This window comes from Myxococcus guangdongensis (assembly GCF_024198255.1).
Classification (GTDB): domain Bacteria; phylum Myxococcota; class Myxococcia; order Myxococcales; family Myxococcaceae; genus Myxococcus; species Myxococcus guangdongensis.
On record NZ_JAJVKW010000014.1, the window covers coordinates 1 to 19,631 of the forward strand.

The 19,631-nt window shown below is 70.5% G+C and carries 21 protein-coding genes; 16 read left to right on the top strand and 5 right to left on the bottom strand.

Going from position 1 to position 19,631, the window contains the following annotated elements; all coding sequences use genetic code 11:
- Nucleotides 1-256 precede the first annotated feature (256 nt).
- Together LXT21_RS34185 and LXT21_RS34190 are read left to right on the top strand one after the other, a co-directional pair.
- Nucleotides 257-1,408, top strand: a complete 1,152-nt coding sequence (locus LXT21_RS34185; RefSeq protein ID WP_254042424.1) for a hypothetical protein — start codon at nt 257-259, stop codon at nt 1,406-1,408.
- The gene (locus LXT21_RS34190; RefSeq protein WP_254042425.1) at nt 1,405-2,016 is read left to right on the top strand and encodes an outer membrane beta-barrel protein; all 612 of its coding nucleotides are present in this window, start codon (nt 1,405-1,407) and stop codon (nt 2,014-2,016) included. Before LXT21_RS34185 ends, LXT21_RS34190 begins: the two co-directional genes overlap by 4 nt.
- 7 nt (nt 2,017-2,023) lie before the next feature.
- Here the strand turns inward: LXT21_RS34190 and LXT21_RS34195 are convergent, their stop codons facing one another.
- Together LXT21_RS34195 and LXT21_RS34200 are read right to left on the bottom strand one after the other, a co-directional pair.
- Entirely contained in the window at nt 2,024-2,437 is a 414-nt protein-coding gene (locus tag LXT21_RS34195) for a DNA-binding transcriptional response regulator (RefSeq protein ID WP_254042426.1), read from the bottom strand.
- Nucleotides 2,438-2,449: 12 nt separating this feature from the next.
- Nucleotides 2,450-2,899, bottom strand: coding sequence for a DMT family transporter (locus LXT21_RS34200; protein WP_254042427.1), 450 nt, complete (start codon nt 2,897-2,899; stop codon nt 2,450-2,452).
- 128 nt (nt 2,900-3,027) lie between these two features.
- On the opposite strand from LXT21_RS34200, the gene LXT21_RS34205 reads away from it, so the two are divergent.
- The 3 genes from LXT21_RS34205 (at nt 3,028) to LXT21_RS34215 (ending at nt 6,278) form a co-directional block, all read left to right on the top strand.
- Nucleotides 3,028-4,407 carry a DEAD/DEAH box helicase gene (locus tag LXT21_RS34205; RefSeq protein ID WP_254042634.1) on the top strand — a complete coding sequence of 460 codons (1,380 nt, stop codon included), beginning with the start codon at nt 3,028-3,030 and terminating at the stop codon, nt 4,405-4,407.
- A 552-nt stretch (nt 4,408-4,959) separates the two neighbouring features.
- Nucleotides 4,960-5,067: a DUF790 family protein gene (locus tag LXT21_RS34210; protein ID WP_254042428.1), complete on the top strand. Its 108-nt coding sequence runs from the start codon at nt 4,960-4,962 to the stop codon at nt 5,065-5,067.
- Nucleotides 5,061-6,278, top strand: a complete 1,218-nt coding sequence (locus LXT21_RS34215; RefSeq protein WP_254042429.1) for a DUF790 family protein — start codon at nt 5,061-5,063, stop codon at nt 6,276-6,278. The genes LXT21_RS34210 and LXT21_RS34215 overlap by 7 nt, the downstream gene beginning before the upstream one ends.
- 15 nt (nt 6,279-6,293) lie before the next feature.
- Here the strand turns inward: LXT21_RS34215 and LXT21_RS34220 are convergent, their stop codons facing one another.
- Entirely contained in the window at nt 6,294-6,662 is a 369-nt protein-coding gene (locus tag LXT21_RS34220; protein ID WP_046715939.1) for a helix-turn-helix transcriptional regulator, read from the bottom strand.
- A 92-nt stretch (nt 6,663-6,754) separates the two neighbouring features.
- On the opposite strand from LXT21_RS34220, the gene LXT21_RS34225 reads away from it, so the two are divergent.
- Together LXT21_RS34225 and LXT21_RS34230 are read left to right on the top strand one after the other, a co-directional pair.
- Entirely contained in the window at nt 6,755-7,162 is a 408-nt protein-coding gene (locus LXT21_RS34225) for a response regulator transcription factor (RefSeq protein WP_254042430.1), read from the top strand.
- Between the two features lie 48 nt (nt 7,163-7,210).
- Nucleotides 7,211-8,044 (top strand): metallophosphoesterase family protein, encoded by an 834-nt coding sequence (locus LXT21_RS34230; RefSeq protein ID WP_254042431.1) that lies wholly within the window; start codon nt 7,211-7,213, stop codon nt 8,042-8,044.
- Between the two features lie 111 nt (nt 8,045-8,155).
- On the opposite strand, the gene LXT21_RS34235 is transcribed toward LXT21_RS34230, so the two are convergent.
- A complete protein-coding gene (locus LXT21_RS34235; protein ID WP_254042432.1) occupies nt 8,156-10,378 on the bottom strand; it encodes a M4 family metallopeptidase in 2,223 nt (740 codons plus the stop codon).
- A gap of 556 nt (nt 10,379-10,934) precedes the next feature.
- On the opposite strand from LXT21_RS34235, the gene LXT21_RS34240 reads away from it, so the two are divergent.
- The 4 genes from LXT21_RS34240 to LXT21_RS34255 all read left to right on the top strand — a co-directional run bounded on the left by LXT21_RS34240 (nt 10,935) and on the right by LXT21_RS34255 (nt 14,187).
- The gene (locus LXT21_RS34240; RefSeq protein WP_254042433.1) at nt 10,935-11,912 is read left to right on the top strand and encodes an NADPH:quinone oxidoreductase family protein; all 978 of its coding nucleotides are present in this window, start codon (nt 10,935-10,937) and stop codon (nt 11,910-11,912) included.
- 135 nt (nt 11,913-12,047) lie between these two features.
- Nucleotides 12,048-12,320 (top strand): hypothetical protein, encoded by a 273-nt coding sequence (locus LXT21_RS34245; protein ID WP_254042434.1) that lies wholly within the window; start codon nt 12,048-12,050, stop codon nt 12,318-12,320.
- 72 nt (nt 12,321-12,392) lie between these two features.
- Nucleotides 12,393-12,956 carry a hypothetical protein gene (locus LXT21_RS34250; protein ID WP_254042435.1) on the top strand — a complete coding sequence of 188 codons (564 nt, stop codon included), beginning with the start codon at nt 12,393-12,395 and terminating at the stop codon, nt 12,954-12,956.
- A gap of 49 nt (nt 12,957-13,005) precedes the next feature.
- Nucleotides 13,006-14,187 (top strand): DNA glycosylase AlkZ-like family protein, encoded by a 1,182-nt coding sequence (locus tag LXT21_RS34255; RefSeq protein WP_254042436.1) that lies wholly within the window; start codon nt 13,006-13,008, stop codon nt 14,185-14,187.
- Between the two features lie 6 nt (nt 14,188-14,193).
- Here the strand turns inward: LXT21_RS34255 and LXT21_RS34260 are convergent, their stop codons facing one another.
- Nucleotides 14,194-14,598, bottom strand: coding sequence for a hypothetical protein (locus tag LXT21_RS34260; RefSeq protein ID WP_254042635.1), 405 nt, complete (start codon nt 14,596-14,598; stop codon nt 14,194-14,196).
- A 172-nt stretch (nt 14,599-14,770) separates the two neighbouring features.
- On the opposite strand from LXT21_RS34260, the gene LXT21_RS34265 reads away from it, so the two are divergent.
- The 5 genes from LXT21_RS34265 (at nt 14,771) to LXT21_RS34285 (ending at nt 19,558) form a co-directional block, all read left to right on the top strand.
- A complete protein-coding gene (locus LXT21_RS34265; protein WP_254042437.1) occupies nt 14,771-16,150 on the top strand; it encodes a hypothetical protein in 1,380 nt (459 codons plus the stop codon).
- 32 nt (nt 16,151-16,182) lie between these two features.
- Complete coding sequence (locus LXT21_RS34270) at nt 16,183-17,295, top strand: XdhC family protein (RefSeq protein WP_254042438.1); 1,113 nt, start codon at nt 16,183-16,185, stop codon at nt 17,293-17,295.
- 330 nt (nt 17,296-17,625) lie between these two features.
- Nucleotides 17,626-18,276 (top strand): nucleotidyltransferase family protein, encoded by a 651-nt coding sequence (locus LXT21_RS34275; RefSeq protein WP_254042439.1) that lies wholly within the window; start codon nt 17,626-17,628, stop codon nt 18,274-18,276.
- A gap of 246 nt (nt 18,277-18,522) precedes the next feature.
- Nucleotides 18,523-18,927, top strand: coding sequence for a hypothetical protein (locus LXT21_RS34280; protein ID WP_254042440.1), 405 nt, complete (start codon nt 18,523-18,525; stop codon nt 18,925-18,927).
- A gap of 52 nt (nt 18,928-18,979) precedes the next feature.
- Nucleotides 18,980-19,558, top strand: coding sequence for a YqgE/AlgH family protein (locus LXT21_RS34285; RefSeq protein ID WP_254042441.1), 579 nt, complete (start codon nt 18,980-18,982; stop codon nt 19,556-19,558).
- Nucleotides 19,559-19,631: the final 73 nt, after the last annotated feature.

The following is a 19,631-nucleotide window of genomic DNA, read 5'->3' on the forward strand; positions in this document are numbered from 1 at the left end:
CCGCCGACCCGCCCCCATCGCCCCCCGCCGACCCGCCCCCATCGCCCCCACCGACCCGCGTCATCCCCCGCGGCGCGTGGCCATAGCATCCGCCGTGCCGTCCTTCGGAAACCTCACGAAGCCAATGACTTCGAATGGTTACGAAGAAGGCCCCGTCCCACGGGGCGGCCTGGGGGACCGAAACCGGAAAAATCTCCGGACCTCCGGGGAGGGCGTCCTAACGTGCGCGGCTTCGCAGACGAAGGGGAGGAGCGCCTTGCGCCTGACAGCCATCGCCACCGCCGTGCTCGTGCTCGGCGGGTGTTCGCGAACGACGGAGGGGCCCACGCCCGCCGTGGAGAGGGTCGTCAACCCGCGAGCCCGCGTGGGTGAGCTCACCCGACTGTGCAACGCCCAGGGCGGGGCCACGGGCTGGAGGCTGGAGCTCCAGGGCCGGCGCTTCTCACCCGTGCCAGGCGAGGTGCTCACCGACACGCCCACGGTGGAGCTGCCGGAAGTCACGCTGCGCGGCCCGTCCACGTACACGCTGACGCGCGAGCAGGTCTTCTATGTGCGGCCGGAGCTGCTGGTGCTCGACGTGCCCACGCGCGACAGCACCCCTCCCGTGGAGCTCTCGCCGGGAAGCTACGCGGTGGAGGTGGCCAATCCCCTGGGCGGCACGGGCCGGCTGCCGGACGCGCTGCTGGTGGTGGAGCCGCCCTCGGTGACGCGGGTGGTGCCGCCCTCGGGCGGCTATTCGGCCGCGGACTCCAACCCCATCGTCGTCGAGGGCCAGGGCTTCCAGCCGGGCACCAACCCGCTGCTCTCCCTGCGCCGCGAGGGCGTGGAGGACCAGCCGCTCTTCTTCGTCACCGTCGTCTCGCCCACGCGCGTGGAGTCCGAGCTGCCGCCGGGCACGCCCGAGGGTGTCTACAGCCTGGTCCTCGCGCATGGAGACGGGTGCGAGGCCGTCGCGACGGGCGCCCTCGACGTGCGCTACCCGCGCCTGGGCACCCTCACCGTGTCACCTCGCTCCGGCGCCGAGCGCGGCGACACCACCGTCCTCATCCGCAACACGCCCACCGGCGCCCAGCGCGCGTTCAGCGCCGTGCCCGAGGTCTTCATCGTGGCCCCCGTGAAGTCGGCGCCATCCCAGACGCAGCGAATCCCCCTGCGCTCGGTGGAGCTGGTGTCGCCCCAGGAGCTGCGCGCGGTGGTGCCCACGTGCTCGGGGTTCGAGGAGCCTGGAGGCGACCCCACCTGCCCTCACGGAATCATCGTGGGCGGCCCTTATGCGCTGGAGGTCCTGGACCCCGCCGGCGCGCTGGGCGCGGTGCCCGCGGCGGAGGGCTTCACGGTGGTGGCCGCGCCTGGATTCACCTTGGAAGAGGCCGCGCCCCTCGACGTCCCTGGAGCCGTGCAGCCATGAATGCCCTCGTGCTCGTCGCGCTCGCGGCGCTCACCTCCGGCGCGAAGCCCGCCCCCTCGGAGGGAGGCAACGTGCTGCTCGCGCCCAAGGTGGGCTTCTTCAAGTCCACCACGTCACTGGGCGGAGACCTCTACCTGGGGCTGGAGCTGGGCTACGTCACGCCCTTCCTCGAGCGGCGGTTGGCCGTGACGCTGGAGGTGAGCTACCACCGCCCGCAGACGTCCGGCGTGCTCACGGACCCGCAGCTGGGAGGCTTCGGCGCGCCGCCACCGGATGGCCGCTACACGCTCGCGGTGCGCGAGGTGGCCTTCCTGCTGTCGGCCGTCTATCGCTTCGAGCGGGCCTTCGGCTCGCTGACGCCGTACGTGGGCGGAGGCCCTGGTTTGTACCTGCACCGCGCCACGTCCGACCTCTTCGGCGCCACGGCGTCGGAGAGCGGCGGCGGACTGGGGCTGCAGGCCCTGCTCGGCGTGGAGCTGCCGCTGGGCCCCGGGGGGCTCTTCCTGGAGGCGCACTACCACCTGGCGCCGCTCGACTTCGTCACCACGGGCGACGTGAACATCGGCGGGCTCCTCGCGGGCGGACTGGGCTACCGGCTGCGCCTGTGATGGGCGCTCAGGCCCGCCCCACCGGCGTGCGCAGGACGCGCAGCAAATCCTGGGCGACCAGCTCGCGCACCGCCGTGCGCAGCGACTCCAGGAGCTGATGGAGGGACTCGGCGGACTCACCGGGCGCGTCCACGACGCGCTCGCGGGTGCCATCGAGGATGCGCATCCGACCGGGAACCAGGGCGATGACGGGCAGCGTGGGGTAGCGCTTGCGCAGAAGCCCCAGGAAGAGCGGGTGGTCCTCGTCCTGTCGGCGCAGGTCCACCACCACGAGCGCGGGCGGCGAGGACGCGATGGCGGCGAGCGCGTCGTCGGTGTCGCCCGTGGCGGAGATGGAGAGGCTCTCGTCGCCGACGGCGAGCACGCGGCGGAGCAGCTCCCGCGAGGCGGCATGGGGACTGGCGATGAGGACGCGACGCATCTGAATGGAAAGCTAACCCTTCCAGACCGCGATGGCCGCACCCGCGAAGGCGACCGCCGAGCCCAACACCCGGGCAGTCGTCGCCGGGCGACCTTCCACCATGGCATCCCAGATGAGGCTGGTGACGAGCTGGGCGGCCATGAGCAGCAGCACGGACTGCACCGCGCCCAGACGACCGATGGCCCACGGCATGCCCACGACGATGACCACGCCGCACAGGCCGGGCAGCAGGTGCCAGGGGGTGAAGCCGGAGAAGCGCCCCTCGGCGGCGCCGGCCTCGGGCCAGAGGCCGGGCACGGTGCGCGCCACCGCGTACACGGCGAAGGTGGCCACCGTCGCCACCACCATGTTCATGAGGACGGCGCTCAGCAGGCCCCACTGGCCGGCGAAGCGCTTGTTGAGACCACCTTGGGCGACGACCGCCAGCCCACACAGCAGGGGAACGAGCGAGACAAAACGCATGGGCGCGGGTGGGTAACCCGAACGCCGGGCCGGCCGCAAGGTGGCACGCCTGGAGCCGGCGACGCTCTCGTCTTCTCAAGAGGCTGGCGAAAGGGGAATCGACCGGCTACGTCCAACGCTCGCCCATGATGGATGCCCCCCTCGAGCTCCACTTCGACTGCGGCACCCTGGTGGCCCCGACGCTGCCGGACGATGCGCGGCTGAGCGCCCTCTTCCAGAAGGACGGGCGCACGGGGGTGTACCGCGCCGCCGCCCGGCACTACCGCGAGGTGGTGCTGAGGCTGAGGGAGCTGGGGGTGGCGTACGAGGACCGCGCGAAGCGCTTCGAGCCGCTCGAGGCGGAGCTGACGGTGCCCATCCAACCGTTCCCCCACCAGCGCGCGGCGCTCGATGCCTGGACGCGCGCGGGAGGCCAGGGGCTGGTGGAGCTGCCGACGGGCGCGGGCAAGACGCTGCTCGCGGTGCTGGCCATCGCGCACGTGAAGCGGCCCACGTTGGTGGTGGTGCCCACGCTGGACCTGATGACGCAGTGGCAGGGCGTGCTGGCGCGCCACTTCTCCACGCCGGTGGGGATGCTGGGCGGCGGGGTGAACGACCGGCAACCGCTGACGGTGACGACGTACGACTCGGCGGCGATGCAGACGGAGTTCCACGGCAACCGCTTCGGGTTGCTCGTGTGTGACGAGTGTCATCATCTGCCGGCGCCCAGCTATCGGTTCATCGCGGAGGGCTCACTGGCGCCGTACCGGTTGGGGCTCACCGCGACGCTGGAGCGCACGGACGGCGGCGAGCGGGTGTGCGAGGAGCTCCTGGGGCCGCTGGTGCACCGCACCGACATCCGCGAGCTCCAGGGGGAGTACCTGGCGCCCTATGAAGTGAAGCGCGTGGAGGTGCCGCTGACGTCGGCGGAGAAGGCGCGCTACGACGAGGCCCGGGCGTTGTACCTGGGCTTCGTGCGCAAGCTGGGCGTGCGGCTGTCGGCGCCGGAGGGCTGGGCGCGCTTCCTGGCGCAGAGCCAGCGCAGCGACGAGGGCCGAGCAGCGTACCGCGCCTATCGCGAGCAGCGCCGCATCGCGCTCACCTCCAGCGGCAAGCAGGAGGTGCTGTGGAGAATCCTGCTGGAGCACCGCGAGGACCGGGTGCTCGTCTTCACGGACGACAACGAGACGGTGTACACGCTGGCGCGCCGGCTGCTGCTGCCCGCGCTCACGCACCACACGCCGATACCGGAGCGCAAGGCGCTGCTGGCGGCGTTCGCCTCGGGGGAGCTGCCGGTGCTGCTCACCTCGCGCGTGTTGAACGAGGGCGTCGACGTTCCGGAGGCGCGAGTGGGAGTGGTGCTCAGCGGCAGCGGGAGCGTGCGCGAGCACGTGCAGCGGCTGGGGCGAATCCTCCGCAAGCGCCCCGGGAAGCGGGCGATGTTGTACGAGGTCTGCTCCGCGCAGACGGCGGAGAGCGGCATCAGCGAGCGACGCAGGCAGCACGACGCCTACCTGGAGGAGGGCTGAGATGCGACGCCCGCGCCACGACGGCATGTGCCCGGCCGCCACGGCAGGACGCTGGGGCGATGATGTGCGACCCGGGGCCATCCCCCACGCAAGCACGACCGAAATCCTTCGCCCGGCGGCCATGCGCAGACTCCCGAGCGATAACGCGCGTCCCAGGGCATCCACGTGTGGACGCCCGCGACACGCGGGCCACCGCCACCCCGTTCGTCGATGGGCATCCATTTCCCCAGGCGCTCCGCGCAGGGCGCGCCGTGCGGCTCCGGAAGGTGCTCGCGCACCGAGCGCAGAAGCGCATCCTCCGTCCTGCGTTCGTGAAGCGCGGCGTCTCCGCGCTCCTCGCGCGCTCCACACAAGTCGCGCCGTGCGGACCCGGCTCGCATGCCGCATGCAGAAGGGCATCCTCCATCTCGCACTCCTGAAGCAGGACACCCCTCGCGCTCACCACGAGAGGTGCGCCATGCGGACCCGGCTCGCGCACTGCGTTCAGAAGAGCATCCTCGGTCCTGCGTTCGTGAAGCGGGACGTCCCCACGCTCGCCAAGAGAGGCGCGCCATGCTGACGCGGGAGCTGCTCGCGTACCGCACGCAGAAGGGCATCCTTCGTCCCGCGTTCGTGAAGCGCGACGACCCCACGCTCGCCAAGCGAGGCGCGCCATGCTGACGCGGGAGCTGCTCGCGTACCGCACGCAGAAGGGCATCCTTCGTCCCGCGTTCGTGAAGCGCGACGACCCGGCGCTCCTCGCACTCGCGACGGAGTTGCTCGCCTCCATCGAGGCCTCGCGAGGCGCCATCTGTGACGACGTGGAAGAAGCCCTCGGTCTGCTCGCGGGCGCGTGGTCTCGTCCGAAAATCGCGCGCGGTCTGGTGAAGCTGCTCGTCGACCGGCTCACCTTCGAGGAGCCCGCGCCCGACGTCTCCGAGACACGCTGGGCCCGACTGAAGACCGCCGCCCAGGTGCTGCGCGCGCTGACGCCCGACACCACCGTCGAAGCCTACGAGGCCCGGCTGGAGCAGGCCCTCGGCACGCCGCTGCCGCACGCACGCCAGGCGCTGTACGCGGACCTGCCCGGAAACCGGAAGCTGCTCGGCTGGGACGGCGAGCCCCCCACGGCGCAGACGCTGGTCGACCGCTACAACCTCGCCCTCGCACAGGGGCCCCTCCTCTCCGCGCGGCGGCTGACGCTGCGAGCCCGCTCACCGGAGCTCTTGCGCGTGCGCAAGGTGCTGCGCTGGTTGAAGTTCTGCCGGCTCGTCGCCGAGGTCCGACGCGATGGCCCCGACTGGGAGCTGGAGGTCGAGGGCCCCGGCGCCATGCTCGCGCTGCAGAAGAAGTACGGCCTGCAGCTCGCCTCGTTCCTGTCCGTGGTGCCGGTGCTGGAGCGCTGGGAACTCAAGGCCACGGTGGAGCCCTCGCGCCGCCAGGCCACGCTGATGTTGAGCGACAAGGACCCGCTCGTCTCTCCCCTACCCGCCGCGTTGGGTCATGTCCCCGAGGAGGTCGCCTCCTTGTCCTCCAGCTTCGAGGATGACGCGTGGGAGCTGGACCTGACGCCGCTGCCCCGCCACGTGGGCGCCGCCAGCCTGTGCGTGCCGGACCTCACCTTCCGCCACCGCGACTCGCGTCAGGAATTCGCCCTGGAGCTGTTCCACGCCTGGCACGCGAGCGCCCTCACCCGCAGGCTCGCCGAGCTGCGCACCCGGCCCGACGCGGGGCTGCTCCTGGGCGTCGACCGGGCCCTCCTGGCCAAGGAACCCGGCGAGCGACAGACGCTGGAGGCCCATCCCCAGGTCGTGCTCTTCCACGGCTTCCCCTCCGCGAAGAAGCTCAAGGACCGGCTGTCGAAGCTCTCCGCCGCGCGCCCCCGGAAGTAACCGGACGCGCCGCGCTCAGGTGCCCTTGGGCTTGAACTGCGCGGCCAGCACGCTCAACAGGCGGATGGCGCTGCGGTCCAGCTGCTTGGCCCGGCGCAACAGCCGGCGCAGCTCACCCGACTCGCCATACTCGCTGGGAGGCTCCGCGGCCCACTTCACCTCCTGCGAGGGCTTGAGGCCCAACGCCTCGTCCGCGGAGATGGAGAGCACCACGCACAGCCGCCGGAAGGTCTGGATGCTCGGCAACATGTGGCCGCGCTCCAGCCGCCCGTAGACTTCGCTCGCGATACCGATGCGCTCCGCGACGTCGGCCTGCGTCAGGTTCAGCCGGGTGCGGGCCAGGCGCGCAGCTCCTCCGAGGCGGGATGCGAGGGTCTTTTCCATGTTCGTTAACCTAACGGGTTCGTCCATGTCGATATGACTTGAGAGGTTGGCATCCAAGAACTTCCCAGGTAGTCTTATGGGAAGCGGACCTGATGCGTCACCTCACCCGCCACGTCGAAGCCATGTGCAAGCAGCCCTTCGTCACCTTCCTGTTCGTGGATGAAGACCCCCTCGCGCTCGCGGCGTGGCGTCGGCTCGTCCGGGACCTCCCCGGAGCCAAGCGCTTCGCGCGAGACATGGCCGAGGCCCTCGCGCTCGTGCACGAGCAGCCCCCGCGCGTGGTCGTCTGCGGAGACCTGCTGCCGGACGGAGACGGGCTGCACCTGCTCGAAGCCGTGCGCGCACGCCACCCGCACACCGCCTGCGCGCTCCACGCGGTGCGCCCACCTCCCAGGTCCTGTCCGCGCGAAATCACCTGGGTGGACCGCGCCGCACATCCCCAGGAGCTCCACTCCCGGCTTCGCGTCCTGGGACAGGCCACCGGACACCCCTGCGCCTGAGCCGTGGCGGCGCCTGCCCTCCGGGCACGTTAAGGTGCCGCCGCGCCCATGAAGCTCTACGCCATCAGTGACTTGCACCTGCGTCACGCCGACAACAAGCAGGCCCTGCAGACCCTGCCCGCCTTCCCGGACGACTGGCTCATCGTCGCCGGGGACGTGGGCGAGACGCTGTCCGAGATGGACTTCATGCTGCGCACGCTGACGGCGCGCTTCCGCCAGGTCATCTGGGTGCCGGGCAACCACGAGCTGTGGACCATGCCCTCCGAGCAGCCCTCCCTGCGCGGTGACGCGCGCTACCAACGGCTGGTGGCGCTGTGCCGTGGCCACGGCGCGCTCACGCCGGAGGACCCCTACCCGCGCTGGCCCGGCGAGGGCCCCCACCGCGTCATCGTCCCCATGTTCCTCGGCTACGACTACTCGTTCCGCCCGGACCACGTGCCGGAGGACAAGGCGCTGGAGTGGGCGTTCGAGGACGACCTCTTGTGCACCGACGAGGTGCTCCTGCATCCGGACCCGTACCCCAGCCGCTCCGCGTGGTGCGCCGCGCGCGTGGAGTCCACCCGGGCCCGGCTCGACGCGCTGCCTCCGGGCTGCAGCACCATCCTCGTCAACCACTACCCGCTCCGACACGAGCACGTGCGGCTGCCGCGCATCCCGCGCTTCTCCATCTGGTGCGGCACCAAGCGCACCGAGGACTGGCACGCGCGCTACCGCGCGGAAGTCGTCGTGACGGGCCACCTCCACATCCCGCTCACGCAGTGGCGCGACGGGGTGCGCTTCGAGGAGGTGTCGCTGGGCTACCCCATGCAGTGGAAGCACCGGGGCGGCATCGAGCGGTGCCTGCGCGAAATCCTCCCCGGGCCGGCCACCCGCCCGCTCTGAAGACTCCGCGGCCCCGCTGGAAATGAATCAGCCCCGGACGTCCGTGAGGAAACGGACGACCGGGGCCTTGGAGCGGCGCGGCGGTGAGGCCGCGCCGTCTACATCAGGTGATTACTTGTGCGACGCGATGAACGCGATGCCCTGGTAGCCACCCTTCGCGCCGTAGATCTCGATGTAGTACTTGCCGGCCGGCACGTTGATGAGGTTGCACACCTCGGACTGGTGCTCCTTCACGCTGCGGCAGTCGTAGTCGAACTTCGTCGGCGCCGAGCCCAGCTTCACGTAGATGTCCGGGTTGCCCTCGCCCTCGCCCGTCTGGATGTACAGGCTGTTGATGCCGGAGCCAGGCTTACGCTCCGGAACCTCGATGGTGTACACGTTCGAGGAGCCCGCCGCGCCGGAGAGGTTCTTCAGCGCGATGCCGGACTGCACGGGCACGTAGCCACCCTTCCAGGTCACCGTCAGCGTCACGCCCGAGAAGGTGCTGTAGGCGTTGAGCATGATGACCCAGCGGCCGTTGGCCGGCGTGGCGAACGCGCAGGACTCGGCGTTGCCAGCGCGGTACGGACGGCAGTCGTACAGGCTGGTGGTGGGGACGTTGTTGTAGCGAACGTACAGGTCCGCGTCGCCCGTGCCGCCGGCGATGGAGACGTTCAGGTCGTACGCGCCCTCGGGCAGGTTGAACTCGTAGTACTTCTTCTGGCCGCTGGTGGAGCCGATGCCGGTGATGGGCACGTCCTTCTGCACGGGGGTCGTGTCCACGATGATGGGCACGCCCACGCCCACGGCCTTCCAGGCGTTGGTCACCGAGGCGATCTCAGCCGCGGTGTAGCCGAGCTGCGCGGCGGCCTGCTCGGTGGCGATCTTCGCGTCGTCGAACGTCGCGTCCGCCTCGAGGATCTCGTTGTTGGCCTTGTAGAAGATCTGCCCGGCCTTCTCGATGCCGATGCCCGTCACGACGGTGGTGGTCTTGCCCGTCGGGTGCGTGCCACCCTGCGACAGCAGGTAGAACGCCAGGTTGGAGATACCCGAGCTGTAGTGCACGTCCACGCTGTCGTCGTAGTCGTGGAAGTAGTCGAGCGAGTCCCCGTCCTGCGTGGGGTTCGCCATGTAGCGCAGGGCGTCGTTCGGGATGTTCGGCGTCCACACGTCGTCACCGACCAGCCACGTGCGCGCGCTGACGACGTTGCCGTCGCCGTACCACTCGCACACCGCGCCGAAGATGTCGGAGAAGGACTCGTTCAGACCACCCGACTGGTCGTCGTAGATGAGGTCGGAGGAGTACTCCGTCACGGCGTGCGTCAGCTCGTGCGCCGTCACGTCCAGCGAGTTGGCCAGGTTGCTGGCGTTCACGCCGTCGCCATCGCCGTACACCATCTGGGTGCCGTTCCAGAAGGCGTTCACGTACGCGACGCGGTGGTGGACCGTGCTGACCAGCGTGGCGCCGGCGTCGTCGAACGAGTCACGACCGAACAGCTCGCTGTAGCAGTCGTACACCGTGCCCAGGTGGTCGTAGTTCGTGTTGACGACCGGGTCGGCGACCTCGGGCTGACCCTCGGTGCGAACGACCGCGCCGGGGAGCGTCGTGGTGTTGTTGCCGTTGTGCATCCGGCGGGCCAGGCCCTCCTTGATCTGCGGGTGGCGGGCAATCACGTCGCCGTTGGTCGCGTTGACCAGGACGACATCGCGCACCGGCGTCCCGTCGCGGCGCTCACCCGTCTGGATGAGCTTGTAGACGAGCACCAGCTCGTCGCCGTCACGGAAGTAGACCAGCTCGTGGCCTTCCTCGATCTTCAGGCCGTCGAACGTGGAGCGGTCCGCCTGGAGGGCGTCCTTCGCCACCGACACGTCCACGCTCGCCTTGGCCGCGGCCTTCAGGTCGCTGCGGGTGTTGGTGGACGCCGCGATGACCTTGCCACCGCGCGTGGTCAGGCGCAGCTGGCCGTACAGCACGGGGATGTTGTTGACCTTCACGCCGTAGATGACGTGGCCGTCACCCTGGCGGTCCGTGAACGTCTTCTTCAGGACCAGGTCCGCCGCGTTCAGGTTCAGCTGGGGCGCGATGAGCGCCGCCACCGGAGCCAGATCCGCCTGACCGAGGGCCTTGAAGCCCGCGGCCGCCTGCGGTGCGGGGCCGAGGTCGCCGGTGATGAACCTGGCGACACCGGAGGAATCCGTAGCAACAACCTTCTTCCCGGTCAGCTGCAGGGCCGCCGCGCTCTTCGTCGCGGTGTCCTGGGGCTTGGCCTCGGGAGCAGGGGTGGACTCGTTGCAACCAACGAGGAAGGACAGCGCCGCTACACCAAGAACACCGCGTACTCGCTGATTCACCATGTAATCCTCCTAAACGGAAAGATTAGGAAGCACAGTGTCACAGGATGGTTGTGTATTTCAAGGTTGCGCGATAATTTTAGTAAGTCACTTATTCTTAAATTCCGAGCTTGAGCCAAAAGCCCCAGCCATTTCGGGAACTTATTGGAGCCCTACCCACGGCTTTTCCGGAACCGTACGACGTAGTGGGTAACCCCGGTGTGAACAGAATTCCGGAAAAAGTCGTGGCCAAAGTGGCCCTCACGAGGTCCGCGCGCGGAGCGCATTTCTCGCGGCATTTCCTGGGAATTTAGGGAGAGGAAATCCAGCGTCCGAGTGGCGCGGCCATGGTTTTCAGGCTCGTGCTCTACCGCTGAGCTATCTCCCGATTGAAGTCGGGAGAGCTGGACTCGAACCAGCGACCCCAAGCACCCAAGTGCGTGTCGGGCCACACCGGACGGACGCCGGAAATCCTCACGGTGGACGCGGCCTTCGGGACGAAGCTGACAGCGCTCCTCGCACCGAGTCGCTTTGCGGAAGCGGACGGGTGCGCGAGGCTGCCGTCCTGGGAGGAAGGCACATGCGCGCACTTCAGCTGCAGCGACTGGACGGACCCGACGGGCTGGCGTTGGTGGAGCTTGCCGAGCCCGAGGCGCAGGACGCGGTGCTCATCGACGTGGTGGCGGCGGGGGTGAGCTTCCCCGACCTGCTCCTGACGAAGGGGCAGTACCAGTTGAAGCCGCCGCTGCCCTTCGTGCCGGGCGTGGAGGTCGCGGGCGTGGTGCGCTCGGCGCCCGAGGGCGCGTCGGTGAAGGCGGGGGAGCGGGTGATGGCCTTCAGCTTCGGGCTGGGAGGCTTCGCGGAGGTGGCGGCGATTCCCGCCGAGATGGTGTTCCGAATCCCTCAGCGCTGGAGCTTCGAGGCGGCCGCGGGCGTGGTGATGAACTACCACACGGCGCACTTCGCGCTGCACCGCCGGGGCCGGCTGAAGGCGGGCGAGACGGTGGTGGTGCACGGCGCCGCGGGTGGCGTGGGCACGGCGTCCATCCAGGTGGCGCGCGGTGCGGGCGCGCGCGTGGTGGCGGTGGTGAGCGACGAGCGCAAGGCGGAGGTGGCCCGCAAGGCGGGAGCGCACGAGGTGCTGCTGTCCTCGGGGCCCTGGCTCACGCAGCTCAAGGAGCTGACGGACGGCCTGGGCGCCAACGTGGTGCTGGACCCGGTGGGTGGGGACATCTTCGACAAGAGCCTCAAGGCGCTGGCGCCCGAGGGACGGCTGCTGGTGGTGGGCTTCGCCGCGGGCCGCATCCCCGAGGTGGCGGTGAACAAGCTGCTCCTGCGCAACATCGACGTCGTGGGCGTGGCGTGGGGCGGCTTCCTGCTCCATGAGCCGTCGCTGACGCCCACCATCGCCAAGGACTTGGAGGCGATGGCGGACCAGGGCGTGCTCGAGCCCGTCGTCGGCCCCGTCTTCCCCCTGGAGCAGGGCGCGCAGGCGCTGCGCGAGTTGGATGCCCGGCGCGCGACCGGCAAGGTCGTCCTGCGCATGCGCGAAGGCTGACATCGCCCCCGTGTCTCGGAGGGAGGCGGCGCGCTCCGGCCGCCCTCCGAGCATGCGGGCCGCCGGGCCCTGACGCCGCTTCGCTGCGGCGTTCGTCCACCGTCCGCAGGTTTGGAGCCAGGAGGTGACGGCGCCATGGCGGATGACTCCATCCTCGAACGACAGCACCAACGGGAGCGCGAGCAGGAGCGGCAACGGCTCCGCGAACAGGAGCAGCGGGACCTGGAGGTGGAGGCCCACCGGGGTCCCCGGCCACTGGAGGGTTACGCCGGCGGACACACCACCTGGGCCAGCGCCCAGGATGACGCGGAGGCCGCCGTCGTCCACGCGAACGACGCGGAGGAGTCGTGGGAGGCCAGCCAGCGCCAGGCACGCCTGGAGCCGGAGCCCGAGGACTCGCGCGACTGACGCGGGGCCCGTGGCCCACGGATGAGCCATGGGGTTACACGAGCAAGGGGGTTACACGGTACAGTCGGGGCCATGTCCGCCTCGCCTTTCCGTGCCGACCTCCGCGTGTTCGTCGAGCAGCGCTGGGTGGGGCTCGCGGACCTCCAGGGCCTGGAGCGGGAGTACCTCGACGAGGTCCTCCAGCAGCCCCGCGTGAGCTGCTGCAGCTTCGTGGGAGGCTTCTTCATCGACGTGGGCGGCGTGGCCTTCAGCGACGAGGACTCGGTCGACGAGTTCTGGATGACGTGGAGCTGGTTCTTCGCGCTGGACACGCTGCTCGACGGCGCCGACGAGGCGCAGGCCGGCCCCTGGGAGGAGTCCGCCCTGAGGCTCTGGCGCCTGGGGGACGTGCTGGCCATGGAGGACCGGAGCGCGAGCGGCGCGCCCACCACCCCACGCGTGCAGGTGGCGCTGCATCCGTTCGCCCGGAGCCTGGCGCGACAGGGGCTCGAGTTCCTCGCGCTGGGGGAGCGGCTGCTCGCGCAGTTCGACGCGCGCTCGCCTCCCGTCCCGGCGCCCGTGCGCCTGGAGTTCGAACGGGCCCTTCGCCTGCCCCGGGACATCGTGGAGCGCGTCGCCGCGAAATCCGGCGCGTGAGGACACACGGCGTCCGGCAAGCGGCCGTGGCGACGTTAGAGTCCACCCCGTGCCCTCGCATCCTCCCGCCACCGTGCTTCCGCCGGACGAGGCTCGACGCTTCCTCGTCGCGCACCTCGGGCTCTCGCGTCCCTTCCCGCTTCAAGGCGCCCGGGGTGCCCGCGCGCTCCTGAAGTCCCTGCGCTGCATCCAATTGGACCCGCTGGACGTCATCGGCACCAACGCGGACCTGGTGGCGCTCGCGCGCGTGGACGGGCTGGCGCGCGGTGACGTGTACCGGCACCTGCTGCCGGGGCATGCCTTCGAGCACTTCGCCAAGGAGCGCTGCCTGCTGCCGACCAGCGCGTTCCCCTACTACCGCGAGCGCGCGGCCCAGGCTCCGTGGTGGCGACTGGAGGAGCGACTCAAGCGGGTGCCGGAGGCGGTGCTGCACGCGGTGCTCGACGAGGTGACATCGCGCGGACGCTCCTCGTCACGCGAGCTGAAGGACCATGGCGCGGTGGTGCCCATCGACTGGAGTGGTTGGAAGGGCACCGCTCGCGCCACGGCGATGGCGCTGGAAATCCTGTGGACGCGCTGCCAGGTGGTGGTGTGTGGCCGAGGCCCGGGCGGCAAGCTGTACGACGTCCCGCACCGCGCCCTGCCCCGGATGGCCGAGGCCCGGGTGAAGACGACGTTCGAACGCTGGGGGCTGACCGAGCGCGTGGAGGCCTCCGGCCTGCTCAGCCGCGCGAGCGGTCCGCACTGGTCCACCCTGACGGAGGTGCGCACCTCCTCGCTCCCCGACACGTTGGTCGACGAGGGTGTGCTGGAGGCGGTCAGCATCCCCGGCTCGCCCCGGCGGTACCTGGCGCCCAGGGGCTTCCGGAAGCGGGAGCAGCCGGAGCCCGACGCGAGGATGCGCATCCTCGGACCCCTGGACCCGGTGCTGTGGGACCGCGAGCTGGTGCGCGTGGCGTTCGGCTTCGACTACACGTGGGAGGTCTACAAGCCCGCCGCGCAGCGCGAGTGGGGGTGGTACGTCTGTCCGCTGCTCCACCGGGGGAAGCTGGTGGGACGGCTGGAGGCGCGCGTGCGCGAGGGCGTGCTCCAGGTGGACAACCTGTGGCGGGAGAAGGGCGTGAAGCTGGACGATGCCGCGCTCGACGAGGCGCTCGCGCGTCATGCGGCCGCGTGCGGCGCCGACGTCGTGCGCAGGCCCCGGGCGCGCGTCACGGGTCGGGCCTCCTGAGTCGACTCAGGGCTGGGGCTTGGGCAGCTCGCGCTCCAGCGCGTCGGCGGCGCCGGCGTCCTTCTGGACCCCGAAGCGCTGGCGCGAGCACATGAGCAACTGGCCCGCGTAGACGGTGTCCGAGAGGGCGCCCACGAAGTCACCGTGCTCGGCGAGCGTGCGTGCCCGCTCGTCCATCAGGTGGGCGAGGATGCGCGCCTGCTCGGCGTGCCCGAACAGCCGCACGACGGAGCGCGCGTCGAACAGCGTGAGGGTCTCCAGCTCCATGCCGAGCGTCGTCTGGCAGGCCTCGCTCAGGCTGCGCAGGCTGTCCTCCAACGAGAGGTTGGCGCGGACGCGGGCGAGGTCTGGAGCCAGTCGACCGAGCTCGCGCAGGGCTTGGAGCGCGTAGGCCTGACGCAGGATGGGCATGCGAGAGCCAAGTACAGCCTGAGACAGGGGAATCATCCAGTCCCCCCGGTGATTCCTTCGCGCCCGCCCGAGGCGCCGGGTCACACTCCGTGAACTGTACGGAGACCCCGGGAGGCTGCGAGACTCGCCGGCGGTGGCAGAATCCCCTCCCCTCGCCTCGGACGCGCCCGCGATGCCCGACGCCCGTGTCGCGAGCCGACGCGAGCGGGGCTTCGTCTTCGCCGTGTCATTCCTGTTCCTGCTCGTGCTGGAGGCAGGGCTGCGCCGACTCACCGCGGACGGGCTGCGCTTCCAGGCGTGGAGCTCCGAGCGGATGATGCAGACGCTGTCGCTGCGCGAGCTGCGCGACGAGCCGCTGCGCTCCCTCTGGTATCTGCACATCCAGCCGCCCCTGCTGGATGTGCTCCGCGCCACGCTGGCCGGGCTCCAGGGCTCGCTCGATGGACTGGCCCTGGTCGACGCCGTGGACCGGTGGACCTACGTCGTCTGGGCGCTCGTGTTCGCCGGCACGGTGGCGCTCGTGCATGCCTGGGTCTTCCAGGTGGCGGGGCGGCGCTTCGCCCGCGTCGCCGCGGTGGTGATGGCGCTGCATCCGGGCACCCTCGCCTTCGCGACCCTGCTCGACAGCACCGCCGCCAGCGCCCTCGCCTTCCTGTGGTTCTGCTTCGAGCTGTGGCGCTTCCCTCGAGAGGACGGCTCCATCGCCCGGCTCGCGGCCGCGTCGCTCGTCCTGTTCTTCCTGCGCTCCATCTTCCAGTGGCCGTTCTTCCCACTGGTGGCCGTGTGCCTCGCGCTGCGCGGGGCCTCGGCTCGGAGCGTGGGTCGCTATCTCGTCGTCGTCACGCTCTTCGCGGGCCCCTACGTCGCCAAGCAGCTCGCGCTGTTCAACACGTCCATGACGTCCAGCTTCGACGGGCTCAACTTCTGTCGGGCCATTGGGATGGGCGAGCCCGACCTCGGCTCGGTGCGGCTGCCCGACAACGTGCTGCCCAGGTCCCTGCCGCCACCGTCCAGCGCGGCGGTGCTGCGCACGGACGAGAAGCTCGGGGGTTACTACAACTACAACCACCTGGATGCCCTGCGGTACTCGGTGGGTCTGAAGTACGTGTGTCGTCGCGCCCTCCTCGAACGCCCCCTCTCCGCGACGCTCGCTTCGTTCGCGCAGAACGCGGTGATGTACGGCGCGCCGTCCAGCCGCTACCAGCCCAACGTCCTGGTGGACCGGCTGCCGTGGCGTGAGCCGCTCGACTTCGTCTTCTCGTCGCCCGTGCTCTGGGTGCTGGTGTTGCTCGCGGGCGCGCGGGCCGTGCGCGCGCTGAAGCGCCGTGTGGACTGGCTCCAGGTGGCGGGGCTGGTGTTGCCGGTGCTCTTCGTCGTCTCGGTGAGCGTGCTCTTCGAGAAGGGCGAGAACATGCGGTTCAAGTACTTCATCGAGCCGGTGCTCCTCGTGTTCTTCTGCGCGCAGGCCGCGCGACTCACCGCGAGAGCCCCTGCCCGGTCGCCAACAGACGCGGTGCCCGCCGGGCCCGGTGACGGTTCCGTGGCGAGCTGACGTCAGCGGGCGTCTGCTAGGCTTGGCTCCGCATGAAGGACCTGGATGCCATCCTCCGCGCTCGCGCGCGCTCCCGTGGGCCCTGGGTGCTGGCCACGGTGGTCGCCGTGTCGGGTTCATCGTACCGCAAGCCCGGCGCCCGGATGTTGATGGGCGAGGACGGATGGCTCGCGGGAGGTGTGAGCGGCGGGTGTCTGGAGGCGGACATCGTCCGCAAGGCGTTCTTCTGGACGAGCACCGGTCCGCGCGTGCTCCGGTACGACTCCACGGGTGAGGGCATCGAGGACGAGGGGAGCCTGTCCTTCGCGCTCGGCTGCAATGGCGTCGTGGATGTGTTGCTGGAGCGCTGCGAGTCCGGCCCGGCCGACGCGCTGGTGTTCGCGGACGAGGCCCGGAACCAGGGACGTCGCGCCGTCGTCGCCACCGTGTACCAGGGGCCCGCGCAGGCCGTGGGGACTCGGTGGATGGTGCGCGACGATGGCGTGGAGGCGGGCCACATTCCAGGCGCACTGGGTGAGGCCGTCCGCGAGGCGGCTCGCGAGGCGATGGAGCAGGGCCGCACGTGGAGCGGACCGTGCGGAGGCGCGGACGTGCTGGTGGAGGTGGTGGAGCCTCCCCACGAGCTGGTGCTCTTCGGCAGTGGGTTCGACGTCGCGCCCGTGGTGACGCAGGCCGCGAGCCTGGGCTGGCGTGTCACGGTGGTCGCGGACCGGCCCACGCAGACGCTGCGACGGAGATTCCCTCTCGCGCATACGGTGGTCTCGGTGAAGGCGAGTGAGGCGGCGACGTCCGTTGCGCTGTCACCTCGTGCGTTGGTGGTGTTGATGACGCACAGCCTGCCGCAGGACCAGGAGCTGCTCGCCGGGCTTCTCCCTCGGCCACTGCGCTATCTGGGCGTGTTGGGTCCACGCTCCCGCACGGAGAGGTTGCTCGCGGGGCTCGCCACCGCGCCGAGCGCGATGATGCTGGAGAAGCTGCATGCTCCGGTGGGGCTGGACCTCGGCGCGGAGGGCGCGGAGGAGATCGCCCTGTCCGTCGTCGCCGAGTTGCAGGCCGTGGTGTCCGAACGAGACGGCGGCAAGCTGCGCGAGCGCCGCGCGCCCATCCACACGGTGGCGCCGCCTCCCGTACGGAAGCTCGCGTGAGGACCGAACGTGCGCTGGGTTCCAGGAAAGCACGGCATCGCTGGGCACTCCCGCGGAGGCGCTCGTGAAGACCGCGCGCGACCTGCGACGAGCACGAGCGGCGAGCGCCACCCCGTCGTCGAGTTCTCCTGCGGAAGCTGGCGTGAGGACCGAGCGTGACCTGAGCCCCAGGAACGCACGACGTGGCACGGCATCGCCAGGTTCTCCTGAGGAGGCTCGCGTGAGAACCGCGCGCGGTCTGCGACGAGCGCGCGTGGCGAGCTCCACGCTGTCGTCGTCGAGTGCTCCCGCGGAGGCCCGGCCACGGCCCCCGCGCGAAATGGGGCGGGTGTGAACGAGCCACGCTCGCTCGGAAGCAAGTCCGGAGCTGAAACGCGGGTGGGCGTGGTGTTGCTCGCGGCGGGAGGCTCGTCGCGGCTCGGGCATCCCAAGCAGCTCGTCGTCCACGAGGGCAAGACGCTCATCCGACGCGCCGCGGAAGCGGCCCTGTCCCTCGGCGAAGGTCCCGTGCTCGTGGTCCTCGGCGCCCATCGGGACACCATCGTCTCCGAGCTCGTCGACCTCCCCTTGCGAGTCATCGAGCATCCCGAGTGGGCCCTCGGCCCCGGCGGCTCACTGACAACAGGCCTCTCGGCGATGCTCTCGGTGGCGCCATCAGATGCCCCCGACGTGGGCGCAGTGCTCTTCATGCTCTGTGACCAGGTCCGCGTCACCTCCGCACACCTCCGAGCCCTCGTGGACACCTGGCGGACCACAGGGGCGTCCATCGTGGCCTCCGGATACGACGGCACGCACGGCGTCCCCGCGCTGTTCTCCCGCGCCGTGTTCCCGGAACTGGAAGCCCTGACCGCAGCCCAGGGCGCACGCGGAGTGATTGCCCGCGAGCCGACCCGCGTCGCCACCGTGCCACTGCCTGGAGGCGGCGAGGACGTGGACACCCCCCTGGACCTGGCCCGGCTGAACCCTCGCCGGCCCGCGTAACCCCACTGACTCTCGATGACTCGAACAACCCGGTGGCGACTCGGACCTCCATGGCCGGATTGCCCGCGTAACCGGTATGGAGCGCATCCGGGCCCTGTAACCGGTATGAAGCCCGACCGGCGCATGTAACCGGTATGAGCCCGGAACACCGCCGCTCGGCCCGTCCCGCACTGTCAGTCGCCCCGCATCCCTCCTATGCTGAGGCACGCGCGGTCGCGTCAGGCGTTCCCAGGTCGGGGGATTCTCATGGAGTCTCAGCAGCCCACCCTCATCCAGAAGGAGCAGGAGTCCCCTGACACGACAGGCGCGGATGAGCGCGAGTCCTCGTGGAGCACCGGCGAGGTCCTCGTCATCGGCGGCATCGGACTCCTGGTCGCCATCGCCGCCGTCGGCCTCTTCATCGGCGTGGCCAAGTGGCTCCTCAAGTACAGCCTGCTGGCCCTCGGCCTCTACGTCCTCTTCGCCCTGACGCGGCGCTGGCTGCGCGGCTCGAAACAGACCGCGCCATCGGTGCTCGAACAGCACGCCGCACCCCAGAAGACCCGGGCCGAGCAGCGCCAGGAGATCGACCCCGAGCAGGCCCTGGCCCGCTTCAAGGCCGAGCACATGTCAGAGGCCCCGCCTCCCGCGCGGCCCCACCGCAAGCCGTGAGCAACCCCCTCCCCCACCCGGCCAGGACCCGCTCACGTCCAGGCCGCGCGTCATGAAGCGCCATTCGCGCTGGCACCTCGGCTGGGTGCTGATGTTCATCGCGGCCGCGCTGCTCGTGCTCTTCCCGCGCGCCATCGACGCACTCAAGTCCCTGGAGCAGCTGCCCGCTGCCCCACTCCGTGCGGGCTCACTGCTCGTCTCGCGTCCCGGCCGCGTCTCGGAGAACTTCGACGAAACCGTGGTGCTGCTCCTCGACGCGGGCGCCCAGCGCAGGACGTGGGGCGTGGTGCTCAATCGCGTGCGAAACCGTCAGGGTGAGCTGCTTCCGCAGGGCGTGGACCGCTGGGGCGGCCCGGTGAACCCCGCACTGCACATCACCCTCACGCTGCGCCGCCCGGCCCCCGAGGGAGCTCAGGCCGTCCTCGACGGCATCACCTGGTACGAAGGACGCCGCGAGGCGCACCTGCCCATCGGTGACTCCCTCACCTTCGAGGGCGTCTCCGCCTGGGCTCCCGGACAGCTCGAGGAGGAGGTGGCCCGAGGCGCCTGGTGGGTCCTCGAGGGCCAGCCCGCCGACGTGTTCACCGCGCCGGGCTCGCTCTGGGAGGAGCACGCCGTCCGCCACCTCTGAGTCCACGGGCCCAGCAGCACGTCGCAGGGAGCACATGGGCTCCCTGCCCCCATCCATCCGTCGGGTTTCCGAC